This is a genomic window from Marinibactrum halimedae (assembly GCF_021234875.1).
GTDB classification, from domain to species: domain Bacteria; phylum Pseudomonadota; class Gammaproteobacteria; order Pseudomonadales; family Cellvibrionaceae; genus Marinibactrum; species Marinibactrum halimedae.
In genome coordinates, this window is sequence record NZ_JAJQVM010000025.1 from 32,914 (window position 1) to 49,352 (window position 16,439).

The following is a 16,439-nucleotide window of genomic DNA, read 5'->3' on the forward strand; positions in this document are numbered from 1 at the left end:
ACGCTCCCCTACTCACTTTTACCACCAAATACTCCACCACGAATTAACGTGGCAATCACATAATGCTGTTGCTCAATCTCGGGCGCTTTGTCTTTTGTCACCCATTGATCAAACAAGGTATAAAAATCGACTTTCTGTTTTGGCTGACGAAAGGCTTGCCCACGACTCGTCACCGAACCAAACGGCTCAACAGAAATTGGACCGAACTCATCAGAATTAGGATACCAATCATCGATGGTACGTAGAGCGTTGCCAATTTTTTGAGAGTGCATGGCCGCAATATTATTAACATGATAAAGCACTTTACTCTTGCGGCTTTTATCATCCAAAATAAGTTCTTGGGATGGAAAGACTTCTTGCCCCGGACCAATTTTTACAAACGCTTCCACCGTTAAAAAACACGGCTTTTCTTCCAACAGACCTAAACGAATGGATTCCGATAAGGCTGCCAAATCCGTATTCCGTTCAGAGAAATTCCGCAGAGAAAAAGACAGACCATCAAATACCCATTCTTTACCGGTTGTGGCACACTGTATACGAATACAAACTGCATCTGCCCCTACCCGGTTACGCCACAGGAATCGACCATTGGCCAAATTCGTAGCATAGCGATAGGCCAATTCTGTAAACGCTTCAGTTTCAATATAGTGATTAATTGTCGCTTCTAGCTTTTCTTGATAGGCCGGGTCATTACACGCAGAAGGTATTGCCAAATTTCCCAACACTCTAAGGGTAAATTTGACTTTTAAGGTGTCGGTATCAAAGGGTAAAGCGGCGACATCCACCGTTTGTAAATTCGCTTTTTGTACTTCCTGATCCAATTTAGCCGGGTCACTCATAATGGCATTTTTTTGTCGATTCGAAATCGTGCCTCGTACCGATTTTTCTTGCAATGAAATGGGTTGCCAAGCGTTGTCAGCAAACATTTCTTGCACATTTTCTTTCCAACACCCTGCAAACATTTCGGCGTCTGAATTTGCCAATTTTCGCTCAAACGCCAATACAGAAGCCACTTTTAAGGTAGCCATCTTAAGTCTCCTTCAATCACTTTTATAATGAATGTTCTATTCGTTATTAATCAACAACAGGTTCAATTACGGCTTGGTCAATGTCATCTGGCACTGGCGGTTCTTGATAAGCATTTGAACAAATATAGCTATGAGAACCTTCATCGTAATCGTATTGCCAAAATAAATGCGATACTTCCATCATTCGGTGAGGACTCATCCATTGCCCTAAAGAATAAATCGACTCAACAAATCGAGTGGACGTGGCAGTGTCTCTTGCATTACAAATACTTCCCGGCTCATACAATGGCGACATCGAACGATACCCAACCGCAATGGGTTTTATCCAACCACCATACTGCTGTTGCAACTCCCATTGGGTATCCCCTTTCTCCTGATTGTCTCTTTTTTTCTCCGCAGTGCTTTCTTCTTGCACATCAACTTCTGGTGACTTTTCTGTGGCACGATAGGTCAGCCGAGAAAAATCCAACCACGCCTCCAATGCATCACCGCCAAATTTCTGCGTATGTTTTTCTAAAATATCCTGCCGACTCACCAAAACAAAACCAGGCAATAATGACCTTAAAAACTGTTTGTTCTCTTTTTCATTATGGAAAGAGGCTTGGGCATTGTGCAATATTTTAGGCGGTTGCCAACCAGTAATGATTCCACCGGCCAAACGCATGGTCGGCACTACACTTGTCAATACTTTAGTGAAAATCGCCTCTTCTTCATCGTCAAAATTTTCTGTGCCCACAGCGGCAATCACTAACGTAATTTCCATATGCATACGACCTTCTTCATTAAATGCGGCCGTTTTACCGTCTTTGGTTAACGGGTTACGGGTTAATGAAAAAAACGAGTCTGAATAGGGCGTAGGCTGATAAGCGTGATGCTGCGTATGATGACAAATTATTGCACACCCTTGGAAAACAATTTCATCAACCGAAGTGAGCCATGCTGCATCTGAGGGGAAAGCCTCTTTTAGCGATTGTCTCAATCGCCGCTGAAGTGCATGAGTAAACCCTAAAAATTGGGTGACAGCAGGAAACCCCCAAGTAATGCCGGCTATCGCATTGGCATTTTGAACATGTAGATGAGGTAATACAACCAATGATTCCATTACGAATTCCCTCTATTCCACATCGGCGTTTCTTTAATATCATCGGTAATTAAGCGAAATTCTTGTTCACTCAATACTTTCCACTGTACAAATTCCACGTCGCTCATGGCCAATTTTTTGCCTTTTTCCAATTGCTTATTAAGAAAACGTGAAAAATCTTCTGCCACCTTCGCTTGCCATGTTTTTTGATCAAACTCATGAGCAAACTTTTCATCCGAAAGGTAGCGTCGTTGATCTAACCACAAACGTTGATGACGCAATAATCGACAATCTGGGTGGGCGCTCCACCCAGGGGAGAATTGCTTTAACTCCTGTGTGTAGCCAATAACCAAATCGATAATATGAATGATACGCCGCGCACACTCTTGTCGAATAGGGTATGTTGAACGAGCATCGAAGTTCGCCTCTAGAAATTTTCTCAACCCGTAGATTGGCCCAGACAAAATTGGGTAAAGAGGGCCATTAAAAACACTGCGAACGCGATACGGGGGTTGATTTTGCGTTTCCCACTGCGGAGGCGCACAAGAAAACAAATATGATTTGCCACCACGAGAAGAATTTAACTGAGAAATATTTTGCGGTTTCGTACCCCCAAACGTCTGGACAGCCACATTCACATAATTATGATCATCACCTTCAGCATACTGGTTTTTCTTGCGTGCTTTACGGCGCTCTTTCGAGGTTTCACTAAATCGAGAAGATTGGATTTTTTCGTAAATGGCATGAGTCAGTGAAGTAGCATATAACGGGCATAACAAATGATAACCTTCATCAATAGGCCAATAAACCTGCTTAGCCAATTTATGCGTAGATGGATTCGTTGCAGAGATGACGGCACCAAACTTTTCTATCCATTCATGAGCTTGAGCCTCCGATTCGGCAATTCCGTCAAATAAGACAGCTTGCTTTTCTCGAATCACATCCATAACGCTAAGGTTTTCAACCGTAAGCTGCAAAAGTTTGCCTACATCCAGCGCCGCTGCATTACCAACAATATCTAATTCTGGTTGTGGAATGGATGCGGTACTCACATAACGCGTATTGTCTTCACTACCAGGTGAAAACCAACTGGAGCCTTTCGCATCAGAATGAAGATATTTAATTCCATGAGTAACGACATTCAGTTGCTTCGCCCGCTCTGCGGCATCACCTAACCATACCGCTGGCTGAAAAGCGGCTTCAAGTGCGTGACGCTTTTCTTGAGCTTCTGCCTCAACACTTGCCAGCATCTCCGGCGCGGCATTTTTTATTGCTTTTGTCGATTCTTTTTCTAATTTTTCAAGCTTATCCAACTTGCGTTTTTCGATGTATTCTATAACGGATTTTTGTAATAAAAGTATTTTTTCTTCCAAATCGCACCCCAAAATTTTCTTCTTATAGATTTCTAAGATTTTTTATAGACTACAAACCACTCAACGAACATCACTTTTTAATTTTCTTTATAGCTTCCTCTATCTTTAGTGCCGACTTTTTAATTTCAAATTTCTTAGATTTTAAATTTTGCTTAATTTTCATTTTTTCTTCCGCAGGGTTTTTACTATTCACTTTTCCTATCCCTCATTAAATCCAACTCATTTGGAGAAGTTAACTTTCCAGAAGGCTCTGACTCTATATCTTTCTGCGCTCGCTCTCGGGCCTCACTTGCTTCCCTTTTCCGCTTTTTAATTCGACGTTCAATTTCCTCACGCCCCTCTTTTGTGGTTGGATCAAGCATTATAAAATTCTCCTTTGCCCTACCCGTCTTCCATGATAAATAGACCTAGATTCAAAGCCTTCATCCATATACAAATTTTCAAGACGAGGATCAGGGTCTAGTATCCATAACTCATCCGCACCCACAATGTCCGCAAATATGGCAGCCGCAAATGATAAAATAGGTAAAGCTCTCATACCCAAAGGGCTTGGACGGACAGGTGTCGATTCAATAAGGTTCATTCTGACCTTCGTACCTCTAACAGAGGTTTGCCCATAACATAGGGCACCCAATTCATTATTACCCCAAAGAGATATTTCGAATCGATTTGGGCGACTTTGATAGTAAGGAAATTCTTTTACCCACTCCCAAGGCGCTCTTTGCTTTCGGGCAGAGTCACTTACTACTTCACTCCATTTATCTGCCATATAAGCAGATTGCATCGTAATTCCTTTTGCAACAACTCCAGGATATTCCTCCATAACAGATTCATAAGTTATCTCCCTTAGCAGTCGATACTTTTCTTCTGTTCTTATATGATCTTGTCTTCTGCCAAACATTGCTAAAACCCCATTTATAAACTGTCCCGCTGCAAGCAACGGGAAATTTAACCGATAGAGATTAAACAAAAACCACTAACCTTGACTGCATTTCATAAACCTAAAAATCGAACTTATAATGCAGCCATGCGCATATTTTCTGCATAAAACTCAGGTGCAATATAAAAATCATCAAACGGCAAAGTGCCGACCAATAACGAAAACAGCATGGAAGCCACTTTAACTACCATTATTTGAATACCAATTTTAATCCACCTTCCAGCAGAAGAGCTTTTCTTTCGTTTCATTACAGACCCTTTCAAGTTCAATTGATATAAACCTAAGATATCCCACCCCGATCAAAACATCAACACTTACAATCTATATAATTGAAGTTACATGGTCAATCATGTATCTATATAATTGTATTTACATGGACTAAAATAGATAAAAGGAGAAGTAACTATTTGATTTTACTCTCAGTTTTCACCATTATCATACCACTGCTGAATAAGCAGCTAAGAAAATGTAGCTACATTTAAAGAGAAAAGAGATATCTTCACTGCCGAACAGGCAGCTTTACAAGCCCCTATTCTAGGGGCTTGTAAAACCCCATCACTGAACAGAATGCCCATTTCGCTTCATCGCTTAGCTCAGGTAGTGTCACACTACCAAAACGCACACTCAGGGCTTTTAAGTCGCTTTCGCTGTTGTCATACAACCGATATAACGCCTCAAGGTAATCTACTGCTCCCCAAAAACTGACGCCATTGGCACACTGCACGGTATTAGCTTCATGAACAAACTGATAAGAACACGATTTCAACTCACCATTAGAGTGCCAATAATGCATAACCGGGTCGCTCAGCTCATCGTCTATTACATACGCGTACTGCACATCTGGCGTCGAGTGTCGAAAAGGGGTTTGACGCTGTAATTCATATGTCCAATGGGCCGGGTGTTGCCACCAGCGTGCGGCATAAAGCGGCCTTTCTGCGTTCTCTAGTAACATTACTTTCAAATAAGCGTGCTCCAAATCCACTAGATTTTCTGTTGGGTATAAAGTTTCTCGCTCACATAATCGAGGTACGGAATTAATAACGCGGTATTGATCTTCATTCAATGCACTCGTTAATTGCTTCGATGACAACTGATAATAAGAAGATTCAAATCCTGGCCGCGAGAAAACAAAGGAGCCTCTCAAAGAAGAGGAGTTCGATGTATTTTCCAACCGAAGTGCTTTTACATTTTCATTAAACAAATGAATATTCGGAGAATTAGGAATATGAACACTGTGCCGCAATACTCGCCCCGCCAATTGAATAATGGATCGCATTGAGGAAGGCTCGACCACCGCCCAGTCATAAGAGTGATCTCGACCCACCTCGGTTACGGGTGAGCCCAGCACAACAAAAATATGCTCATCTTCAGGGTGCCGATCAATCGCCTCTTGAATACACGGATGAGACCAAACAGCATCGTCTTTCTTGCGATTGAGTACTGTATCTAACTGCTGCTCAAGCTTGGAACGATGCAATAACAAGAGCTGGCTGTGATAAACACAGTAATGAAGTTGCGTGCCTTTCGGCGGACTCAAACCAATCAACCGCTTTGCCACCGCCACTAGCGGATTAATATTGGCCATGCGTACCAACCCAATACTGAGTTTAGTTTTTTGGGTAGGGTGAACCACAAAGTGACGCTGATGCAACGCTAGAATACTGCGATAAATACGATTTGCGACTCGCTCAAATACTCCTGAATCGCCTTCGCTTGAAAGCGCATTATGATTCGGCATCTGCACAAGGTCGGAAACAGAAACAATTTCAGCCAACCGTTGCGCTGGCGCCTTTTCTAAAAACTCGGCGCGCTTCTGAATAAAAGTTTGATGGCTCTGACAAAAATCATCTTTATTCTTAACCGTCATCGCCTCACTGGAAAATTCATCAAACCAAGCGCAGGTAATCGAAGAAGCATTTTGTTGAGCAACTTCTCCCCGAGCACGATTAAACGCCATTCGCCCAGATTGATACGCTAAAAATAAGGCTTCGACAATGGAAGGCGGCAGTGTTGCCGACGACAATACGATCTTGGCCCCTAGTAAACCGGCCCAATACACCAAACGAGATAACGCGGGTAAATCTTCCGCTGAAAAATCATCCGGCTCATCGAATACCACATCGGATGTGAGCAATCGCAACATCGGTGCAATATGTCGCCCGCCCTTGTACGACTCCGTTGCCGGCATTAAATGATCGATGGTGCTTACCAACACAGGCGCACTCACCAACTGATTGACCTTACCTTGTCGCCCCAACCATTGCCCCAAAATACCATCACCTACCGCACCTTCGTATTTCACATAAGTCGATTCATCAAACCACTCATTCGCCGATTCCGAACCGGGGCACTTTTCAATGGTATTATTTTCGGAGGGCTTACTTTTAGCGTCTTTATCCTCAATTTTTTGCTTCGATTCTTCAGCCAAATTGTGCAATTGCAATACCGCCTGTGAACCAATTAATACCGCAAGGTCATCGTCATCTAACGATAAAAAATCACGATAGGCATCGCCAGTTTGCAAGGTTAAAGTTCGCAAACCCAATGCCACGGAAAATCGACACCCTAATTTTTCATCCGCCAAGCCATACATAATCTTAGCGTTAGCAAAAGTTTTTCCTTTACCAGTAGAGGCCATATTGAGTCCAAAAAAACCTTGCGTTGCCACCTGCTCCCTGAGATTTCTGGCTAAATCATAGGCTTTATTCTGCCAAAGAAATCGCTTATCCGTGACGCGTTTTTTCAAACTCGAATGACGTGTAATAGACGGTAACGATTGCCGTAAAAGGGGCAAAAATCGCACCCACTGCAAACTGGTTCGATACACACCCACCAAGTGTTCATCCAGTCGTTGATTAAGTGTTCGATTGGGTTGGGTGTTAGCAAATACTTTATATTGTTTATCTCGGTACAGTGTGCTCCAATATTTTTTCTCACTGGCCAACGAAGAAAAATGATGATCAGACAGCATTAAACTCATCCGCGCCATATGCAAAGTAAAAACATCATTCATCCATGAAGAGGATTGATAAAAACTCGACCGTTTAAGGGCTCTTTCTGCCACTTTTCGCGCACGAGCGCACCATGCATGACTTTGCAACGGTGTACCTTTACTAAACTGCCATACCTTTTCAAACTCGTCTTCTTTCCATAATCGCGCCATTAATTGTGGAGAAATCCAATTTGGCCGAAGTGCCTTCGTCAAGTAAGAATCCATATAATCGACAGACCGAGAATCACCGTTTGTTGGTGCTTTAGGTAAACGATGATGAGTGAGAATCAACCACCCCACCGCCTGCGCCAACGGTGGTAATCGTTTAAAAGGGCTCGGTTGTGGCGTTTTGCCTCCATCGTCTTTTTTAAGATGATCTAATAAATCCGCCTCGTCATGGGTAGTAATATTCGCCAGCGCTTCCAGCCAGTGCTGATCCAGCAACGTGCCAGACACTTTCGTGGTAAGACGCAACACAAATGCCTCAAATAAGCGTAACGATACCCACTCATGCCGATAAGGCTCGGAGGTAAGTTGATACACTTTGGCTCTGAGTTTTTTCTGAAAAAGCACATTAGCCTTACCAAAATCATGAAATAAAGCGGCAATAGCGGCTAATAAAGCGATATCTTCTAAGGTGTGCCATTGATTTTCTGTATGGGCTCGTAAAATCAAGCGTTCAGTGGTGTTCGTGGGTACACGCCCTTGGTCATTAAACTTTGCTGCATTCCCAACTAACCAGAGCAGCTCCGTATTATTCTTCCCCCGTACCCAATGACAGGCCACCGCTGTGTTTCGCCTAGCCGTTTTACGCAATAGCTGCCTTAATGTTTTTAACCCTTCGTGAGTAATGGCGGTTTGCCAAACACGATCTCCACAGCGCTCTGCAAATTGATCGACAATACGTCGGGTTTCGAGCAAAGCACGCTTATTGCATTGAGAAACAATCAAAATATTCATGATGTTTCACCGCTCATATCAGCGGCGAGCGATTTTAATTCGTCAATCATAAAATCCAACGCATCTGTTTTACGAAAATGCTGTAAACACTTTTGACGAAATTGATTATCTTCATCACCAGAGAGGGCACTCATAAATGCCTGAGGTAAAATTAATGCATCTTTAATTAAATCGGCCACATCAAACACCAAACCACCACGTCGCGTTTTGCCATGCAAAATGGCAAACCCATGAGGAATACCTAACACCCAAGTGGCTGTGGCCGCCAACCCATAGGCAAGATAATTACCGTGATCCAACAATCGATTAGCAGGGTCAATTCCCCGTTGTTGACGCGTAAAATCGTTATATTCCACAGCTTGCGCCGCTAATTTATACAATTGTTTTGTACAACGGCCTTCGTTGGCTAATAGCTCTGTAACAGAGAGCGCTTCCTGAATATTCTTTGTCGTTGTTTGAATGATGCGATCTAACGATTCCCTTTCAAACAAAAATGAACTGCGGTCAATAACACCACTCTCGCACCATTGCTTTTTTAAAAAAGTGAGTCGACCTATTTGCAATCGTTTTGCGGCTTCCAAGCGTTTGTCTTCATCAAACCAAAATTTTGCCCATTGCTGCACATACTCGGTTGGGCGATATTCACTTTGTGGGGTTAACCAAGAGATCGGCATTTCACATTCATTCGCGGAAAACAAAGGGGTTCCCCCACCCCCGCAAAACCCAACCAATACTCCTGCTTTAGCCAATTCCCGCATTGCCGCCTGCGTAATGGATGTACCGGTGCCCAGCAAAATAGACGTCGTATTGGCAATAGGAATATTCCAATACAGTTCGTTTTTTCCTTGCTCAGTTAAATATTCAACACGCCCGCTATTTACCAATACTCGACAATGCTCCAAGTAATATAAATTGGCTCGTTTTGAATGCAAAATGGTTTTTAAATCGGAAGGAGAAAAAGGTTCCATATCACTCTCTTAAAATATTCAACCACCAATAGAAAGAAAATAATATTACGCCATAAAGACATATTTAAAAATATGAGCCTTTATTTTGGCACACATAATTGATTGAAATTTTATGCGCCACTAAAATATAAACTTCTATCACACTGACGAAAGGAGGAAAAATCGAAAGAAGAAAAAAGATATTCCGAGTGGAGAGTAAAACTGGGGGAAAGTATTGAAGGCAGAAAATGCAAAAAATAATATTTCAAACCACGACCAAACCAGCATCCATGCGATAATCCTCCATTTTTAATGGCGCCACCTTCAAAACGCCAACCTTTAAACTAAAATATTGTCAGTTGAACATCTACTCCATAACATCAAAATAAATCGTCGATTTCGCTCTGTCTCGATTATTAATGCCTGTAAACAATACGTCTGGCGTTCCGTTTCCGTTAATATCGGCAACATCAATCGTCCCCCTCTCAAGCCCCTCGAAAGAAACTCGGTTATAAGGAGTGAAAATGCCTCTGCCGTTATTTAAATAAAGAAAAGTCTGACTCGCACCGCGCTCATTACGCCCCATTTGCAGAAGATCTAAATCATCGTCGTTATCAACATCCGCAAAGGTAACATCCCCATACACTAATTGAGCAATATTACCATTGAAAACACGTCGAAAATTTCCTAAGCCATCGTTAGTGTAAAGCACTGTTGTATGATTATTATTGATATCCAATCCCGACACAACAATATCAAGGTCGCCATCACCATCAATATCACCACTGTCCATTACCGCGAAACTCACGGGCTCAAAAGCACGCTCATTTTCTACAGAATATCTTCCCATACGATTCTCATAAAATTGCCCAACAATATCGTCCGCACTCGCACCAAGGGCTCGCAACCCTGCAAGGAGAATATCTTCGTCACCATCAGAATCAAAATCCCCAAATAATGCATCCCCATTCACGCCATCAAAAAAGGAATCGGTAACCAGCGAATATTTCCCTGAACCATCATTTTCGTAAAGCTGTGTGCGTCTGTCTGGGAATCCGTAAATACCGAAAACCAAAACATCAAAATCTCCATCCCCATCATAATCACCCAATCGCATTTTAGAGGCAGTTGGCAGACGAATAAATCGATTATCCTGGGCAGTAAATTCACCTTCCCCATCACCAAGGAAAGCATTAATAATGCTTCGAAACCGAATAGACCTTGCACTCATGAATACATCAATAAGTCCATCATTATTCAAGTCTTCTGCTTCGATGGTGGCAAACCACGTAACAGGAATATTCTCAGATGCATTCGCTGTAAAAGTACCACTGCCGTTATTTTTGTAAACAATCGTATCTGAATGCAATTCATCTTTCCTGCCTGCAATAATTAAATCGAGGTCACCATCCCCATCGATATCGGCAATAGCAGCACCAGAACTATAACGGCCATCTAACTCCACTTTATTGATTACTTGCGCATTAACCGACACCGACAGAGTTATTGATATTACTGCCGCAACAGAAAGAGAAAAAGTATCAAAACATTTTTGCTTATTCATAAAAACACCCCCTTAAATTAAGTATTGAAAATATCAATGTACAGCAACAAAAAAGTCACAAAGCTGTGACACTCATTACCAAGGACATCCAAGAGGCACTTCACGATTGAACTAGAAAAATACACTTTGATGCCATTGACACCAAAGTAAGCCATCAACACTTGTAATAGAAATTTTATGAGACATTACTGCTCTACCCAACAAAATTACATTGTTTGATTTTGAGCAGTACGGGTTTTAAGAGTAGGATTTAAATTTTTAATGCGCAAATAAAAACGGTAAAAATAACAACAAATCACTCTCATACAATACAATATCAATACCCAAGCCACATCTATACGCCCTTCAGGCATAACACTTCGCATGAGGCCCACTAAAGAAATCTTCAGATTTCTTTACATAACTTATCAAAATGGTTTCTTTTTAGTCTACGTACTTTAACTTGACCACTTTGCAACCACCTTGGCGTGAATAGCCATGTTGCTTCTAAACTTCTCTCTTTTTTTAGTTTAAAAAATAATCAAAAAAGAAAACCCCCGCCCGCCTGTTCTCAAATGAATTAATCGCTTGAAAAATCCATGGCGCTCAGAGTCTTTTCTTGGTTGATCTTATCGATCTTTTTGTGTACAAAACCGCCCCTGATTAAATATACATTCACAATACCAGCCTGAGCATACTCTTCGTGTATGCTCGACTTGATGGGTGGGAAGGGTTTATTACGGATAGCGTAGGGTTTTCTTTTTATGAAACGACTTTTTTTATTTTTCTCGATGATGATGTTCATCGGGTTATCGGGCCATATCAGTGCCGATACTAACCGAATTGAGCCGATAGAAATTTATTCGATTATTGGAGATAGTACTCAACATTTTAGCATTGATGAACTAATTGCTCACCGAAATGCCAATGATCAAACAAACTTTGATGCTTGTATGCAACGTCATAGTGGCAATACAGATGGAGATTGGGGTTGCAACTGGTATCGTCTTGAAAATTACTGGGCAACAGAAGGCGCTAGAATTATCAACGGAAAAGCAGTTGAGTATGACTTATATGGCCATCATGGAACAATTTACAATAAACGAGAAAATTTCGAAATAGAATGGGGACGCCTTGGTATTCGGCATTGGAATGTTTGCCCCGAAGGGTTCTCAAAAGTTACCGAACAAAATGATGATGATAGTCGGACACAATGGTGCGAACGCCAAGAGTATCAATCGTGCCGAATGGGTAACCCTATTGACGTGGCCTCTGGTGATAAATACGAATTCGAAACGGATTATCAATCAAAAACCGGTTTATTAAATTTACAGCGTTCTTATCGTAATCAGCATCAAGGGTGGAATTTTAAAACCGAGCCTCGTTTAGTATTAAGCCGTTTTGCCAATGAATCTGATGCTCTTTCATACTGTACGACGTATGTAACTACTGAGTACGATTTAAGTACACCTGAAATTTATGACATAGTCAGAGTTCCCAGAAAAATCTGCCGTTCCTATTATTTAGGAGAGTCGATTTACGTTTGGTTAAATGGGGAATTTATCAACTTCCAAAAACAAGGAAATAGTTATAAGCCACAAGGTGGCCACAATGGTCGTTTAGAAGTTAAACCCATTAGCATTGATGCCGAACCGAATGCCGAATGGCTACTTAATCACCGCAACGGTAACCGCACCTATTTTGATGAAAAAGGCTTTCCGTTAGCAACCTATGAATTAAATGGTGGCTTCGTAAAATACCAATACGAAAATCGTTTATTAAAACAAAAAACTGATCACACAGGCCGCTCGCTGGTTTACCACTACAGCCAACATCGTCAATTAAAGCAAGTCCAGCTACCCACCGGGGGTTTTATTCATTACCGTTACGTTGGAGAAGACGAAAGTGCGGTAAATTACAGCTTAATTGATACCGTAACATGGCCAGATGGCAAATCAATTCGTTATACCTACAATGAACCAGACTTTGGTGGCGACCCCAGCAATACTGATCGGGCTCGTTACCTTACGGGTAAATTTGATTCTTTCGGTAATCGTATTGGCACTTATTACTATAACTCTTCGAATAGTCGAGCTATCTCCACCGAGGGATTTAATGGTGCAAATAAAATTTCTATTTCTGGTTTAACCGGTACATCTAGAAGTTACACCATTCAGAATAGCTTAGGGCTTTCAGAAAGATGGTCTTTTAATTCGGCCCTAGAAGATGGCACCCGTCGTTTAACAGAAAAACGCGTGCCCGCCACTGATGCGAGTATCAGTAACTCACGAACCCACACCCGCTACACCTACGACACCGAAGGCCGCATCACAAAAAAAACCGATGCTAACGGCAATATCTCAGAATACGCGTATCACTCCATTCACGGCTTTGAACAAACTCGCGTTGAGGGGTTGCCCCCACGTAGCCGAGGCACGTTTTTAGGCCGTGTCACTTTACCCGCAGGCGCCGTAAAAACCACCACCCAATGGGATTTGAATTTATTAAAACCCACTGCGGTGGCCGCGCCGGGGGTGATGACCACTTACGTCTACAATGGTCAGCCAGACCCCTTTAACAATAACGACATCGCCTCATGCAGCCCCGCCCCATTTGGGGATGAAGTGTTGCCGTTATTGTGCCGTGAGGTACAACAAGCAACACAAGACCTAAATGGCGAAAATGCCTTTGATGCTGAACTTGACCCTGCCACTGCCGCGCGCGAATGGGTATTTACGTATGATGCCTTGGGCAACCCGTTAACTCGCACACGCACTTTTGATAACGCCACCACCACTTACACTTATTACGACACCGCCAGCGCGACTCATAAGGCGGGAGATTTACAACAAATGCGCAACGCCCTTGGGCACACAGTGGACTACCTGGAATACGATGCCCACGGCAACGTGACATTGCTGCAAGATGAAAACGGCATTCAACATCGTTTTATGTACGATGCGGTGCAGCGTTTAACGCATGTGATAACGGCCGTCGATACCGAGCTTGAAAACACCACTGAATATCAATACGACCTCAACGGTAATTTAATTACTGCGATTCAGCCCAGCGGCGCCATCATTCATTACGAATACGACCCCAACCGTCGTTTAACGGCGATGGCCGATGGCGACGGCAATCGCATCGAATTAACGTTAGATACCGAAGGCAATATTCTTGAACAAACCATTCAAGATCACTCTAGCACTTTGCATTATCGCCACACTCAAGTGTTCGATGGGTTAAGCCGTTTAATGACCACGACGGGCAACCACGGCCAAAGTACCGATATTCGTTATGATGGCAATAACAACCCCGTTGAAAATACCAACGCCAAAGCGCATACCACGGCCCAAGCGTTTGATGCCTTAAATCGCCTTCAAAAAACCACCGACGCCGACGGCGGTGAAATTACGTATTCTTACGACGCGCAAGATCGCATCACCAGCGTGACCGATCAGCGTGGCTTAAAAACCGAATACCGCTACAACGGCTTTGGCGATTTAATTGAATTAATCAGCCCCGATACCGGCACCACGGTTTTTGAGTACGATAACGCTGGCAATCAAATCGCAGAAACCAACGCCAACGGCATTCGCACCGAATATCGTTACGATGCATTAAATCGTTTAACCGATATTCTTTACCCCAGTGATGCTAGCCAAAATATTATCTACCGTTATGATCAAACCGAAAACGGTAACCTTGGCATCGGCCAATTAACCAACGTAATCGATGAGGCTGGCTCGACAGAGTACCGTTACAACCATCTTGGTTTACTTACCGAAAAACAACTAAAAATAGGCAATCACGAATATCACACTGAATACGCTTACAATGCAGCAGGGCAGAAAATTCAAACTCGTTACCCGTCGGGCCGAGTAATCAATATTGGTTACGATGCTCAAGGGCGAGTTAATCAACTCACCACACAAACTTCGGCTTTAAGCGATGAGCAATCGTTACTTAGCCGCGCCCGTTACCAACCTTTCGGCCCCGTCAACCATTTCGAATACGGCAACGGCTTAACCAAAGCCCTCAATTACGATTTGGATTACCGCTTAGAAAACCTCGTGATTGAAGGCAACGCCACCACACTGGCGCGCAATTACGTGTATGACCTCACCAACAACATCACCAGCATTGCCGATGCCAATGGTGAGCACAACGAAATTTTCGATTACGACCGATTAGATCGACTCAGCACCGCCGAAGGCAATCTCTACGGCACGCAAAGTTTTGATTACGATGGTGTCGGTAATCGCATCGAATTAACCCACACTCACAATGAGCAAGTTCGAAGCGAACGTTATACCTATGCCGACAACGCCAATCAATTAAAAACCGTCGAAATCGATAACAACGGCGAGCTAACCACCCGCACCTTCGAGCACGACGCCAACGGCAACACCCTCGAAGACACCCAAGACGGCACACCGCTCACCATCGAATACGGCGTCAATAATCGCCCGGTGGAATTTAACAAAGGCACTCAAACCCAAACCGTCACCCACAATGCCATGGGCCAACGGGTGAAATGGGAAACCAATGGCGTGGCAACGTATCATCACTACGATGAAAACGGCCAACTTATCGCCATCACCGATGCCACTGGTCAAACCCTGCGGGAATACGTTTATTTTGGCGCCGAATTAATCGCACTGGCCACCTACGAAAACAATGGCGCCGAAAACCTCTACTACATCCACACCAACCACCTCGGCACCCCCCAGCGGATTACTAATGCTGAACAACGTGTGGTATGGTCGGCAGAATATGAGCCGTTTGGTGCGATCGTTGCGGAAAGTGATGAAGTGGATGTTGATTTTAAACTTCGCTTTCCGGGGCAGTATTATGATTCGGTGACGGGGTATTCTTATAATTGGAACCGAGATTATTGTGCTGAGTGTGGTCGTTATATCCAGTCAGATTTATTAGGGCTTTATGATGGGCCGAATACCTACAGTTACGTACATCAAAATCCGATAAATTCTTCTGACCCCACAGGCCTTTTTTTCACTCCACAAACAGTAGGAGGTGCAGCCGGTTTAGTAGTGGGATTTGGATATTCATATTTTGTAAATGATAACAGTTTTCGTGACGCAGCATTTGATGGACTACAGGCTGGAGCGGCGGGATTTATTAGTGGTGGAGGCTCCTTATTTTTAGGGTTTAGCGCTTCAGCAGGAGCCAGCGCCCTTAGGTCTAAATTAGATTGTGGGACAGTAGATATACCTAACTCTATTGTCAATGGCAGCTTTGCAGTTGCTGGTGGTATTGTTGGTAAAATGTCTGGTGTACTTGTTCCCAAGAATATGGTTAGGGTGAGGCGAGGATTTTTCGGACGTATTGGAGAAAAGCTTGGTATCTTAGGTCCCAAGATGATAGATACCAATACTGCGTTAAGGGCCAATGTAACAGCTGGCATAGGATCAACAGCTGAAAATTCTCTTGCTGGAGCATATGCTGGCGTAAATAGTAGCTGCACATGCCAACAAAGTGAATAACTGAAAGATGAAAATTTTTCAAATAGCAAAAAATATTGTTTATATATCTATTTCCATATTAACTTTTT

11 protein-coding genes are annotated in these 16,439 nt (G+C 43.0%); 1 reads left to right on the forward strand and 10 read right to left on the reverse strand.

All coding sequences use genetic code 11. The features are described from left to right. Window positions 1-8: 8 nt before the first annotated feature. From csy3 to LU351_RS14505, 10 genes are all read right to left on the reverse strand, one after another. On the reverse strand, window positions 9-1,028 hold the full coding sequence (gene csy3, locus LU351_RS14465) for a type I-F CRISPR-associated protein Csy3 (RefSeq protein ID WP_232594802.1): 1,020 nt from the start codon (window positions 1,026-1,028) through the stop codon (window positions 9-11). A gap of 46 nt (window positions 1,029-1,074) precedes the next feature. After that, complete coding sequence (csy2, locus tag LU351_RS14470) at window positions 1,075-2,130, reverse strand: type I-F CRISPR-associated protein Csy2 (protein ID WP_232594803.1); 1,056 nt, start codon at window positions 2,128-2,130, stop codon at window positions 1,075-1,077. Further along, window positions 2,130-3,482, reverse strand: a complete 1,353-nt coding sequence (gene csy1, locus LU351_RS14475; protein WP_232594804.1) for a type I-F CRISPR-associated protein Csy1 — start codon at window positions 3,480-3,482, stop codon at window positions 2,130-2,132. The genes csy2 and csy1 overlap by 1 nt, the downstream gene beginning before the upstream one ends. A gap of 70 nt (window positions 3,483-3,552) precedes the next feature. Then, a complete protein-coding gene (locus tag LU351_RS20755; protein ID WP_269783470.1) occupies window positions 3,553-3,675 on the reverse strand; it encodes a hypothetical protein in 123 nt (40 codons plus the stop codon). Continuing rightward, on the reverse strand, window positions 3,668-3,844 hold the full coding sequence (locus tag LU351_RS14480) for a hypothetical protein (RefSeq protein ID WP_232594805.1): 177 nt from the start codon (window positions 3,842-3,844) through the stop codon (window positions 3,668-3,670). The genes LU351_RS20755 and LU351_RS14480 overlap by 8 nt, the downstream gene beginning before the upstream one ends. After that, window positions 3,844-4,452 carry a hypothetical protein gene (locus LU351_RS14485; protein WP_232594806.1) on the reverse strand — a complete coding sequence of 203 codons (609 nt, stop codon included), beginning with the start codon at window positions 4,450-4,452 and terminating at the stop codon, window positions 3,844-3,846. Before LU351_RS14485 ends, LU351_RS14480 begins: the two co-directional genes overlap by 1 nt. A 44-nt stretch (window positions 4,453-4,496) precedes the next feature. Then, window positions 4,497-4,670: a hypothetical protein gene (locus LU351_RS14490; protein ID WP_232594807.1), complete on the reverse strand. Its 174-nt coding sequence runs from the start codon at window positions 4,668-4,670 to the stop codon at window positions 4,497-4,499. Between the two features lie 281 nt (window positions 4,671-4,951). Beyond that, window positions 4,952-8,374: a type I-F CRISPR-associated helicase Cas3f gene (gene cas3f / locus LU351_RS14495; protein WP_232594808.1), complete on the reverse strand. Its 3,423-nt coding sequence runs from the start codon at window positions 8,372-8,374 to the stop codon at window positions 4,952-4,954. Further along, entirely contained in the window at window positions 8,371-9,342 is a 972-nt protein-coding gene (cas1f, locus tag LU351_RS14500) for a type I-F CRISPR-associated endonuclease Cas1f (protein WP_232594809.1), read from the reverse strand. The genes cas3f and cas1f overlap by 4 nt, the downstream gene beginning before the upstream one ends. A gap of 346 nt (window positions 9,343-9,688) precedes the next feature. Further along, window positions 9,689-10,885 carry an FG-GAP repeat domain-containing protein gene (locus LU351_RS14505; RefSeq protein WP_232594810.1) on the reverse strand — a complete coding sequence of 399 codons (1,197 nt, stop codon included), beginning with the start codon at window positions 10,883-10,885 and terminating at the stop codon, window positions 9,689-9,691. Between the two features lie 743 nt (window positions 10,886-11,628). Between LU351_RS14505 and LU351_RS14510 the strand changes: the two genes are divergently transcribed. Beyond that, entirely contained in the window at window positions 11,629-16,371 is a 4,743-nt protein-coding gene (locus LU351_RS14510) for an RHS repeat-associated core domain-containing protein (RefSeq protein WP_232594811.1), read from the forward strand. The last annotated feature ends 68 nt before the right edge of the window (window positions 16,372-16,439 follow it).

Excerpts from the sequence above, each read along its gene's own strand:
- csy3 (WP_232594802.1), bottom strand. The coding sequence starts at position 1,028 with ATGGCTACCTTAAAAGTGGCTTCTGTATTGGCGTTTGAGCGAAAATTG.
- csy2 (WP_232594803.1), bottom strand. The coding sequence starts at position 2,130 with ATGGAATCATTGGTTGTATTACCTCATCTACATGTTCAAAATGCCAAT.
- LU351_RS14480 (WP_232594805.1), bottom strand. The coding sequence starts at position 3,844 with ATGCTTGATCCAACCACAAAAGAGGGGCGTGAGGAAATTGAACGTCGA.
- LU351_RS14490 (WP_232594807.1), bottom strand. The coding sequence starts at position 4,670 with ATGAAACGAAAGAAAAGCTCTTCTGCTGGAAGGTGGATTAAAATTGGT.
- cas3f (WP_232594808.1), bottom strand. The coding sequence starts at position 8,374 with ATGAATATTTTGATTGTTTCTCAATGCAATAAGCGTGCTTTGCTCGAA.
- cas1f (WP_232594809.1), bottom strand. The coding sequence starts at position 9,342 with ATGGAACCTTTTTCTCCTTCCGATTTAAAAACCATTTTGCATTCAAAA.
- LU351_RS14505 (WP_232594810.1), bottom strand. The coding sequence starts at position 10,885 with ATGAATAAGCAAAAATGTTTTGATACTTTTTCTCTTTCTGTTGCGGCA.
- LU351_RS14510 (WP_232594811.1), top strand. The coding sequence starts at position 11,629 with ATGAAACGACTTTTTTTATTTTTCTCGATGATGATGTTCATCGGGTTA.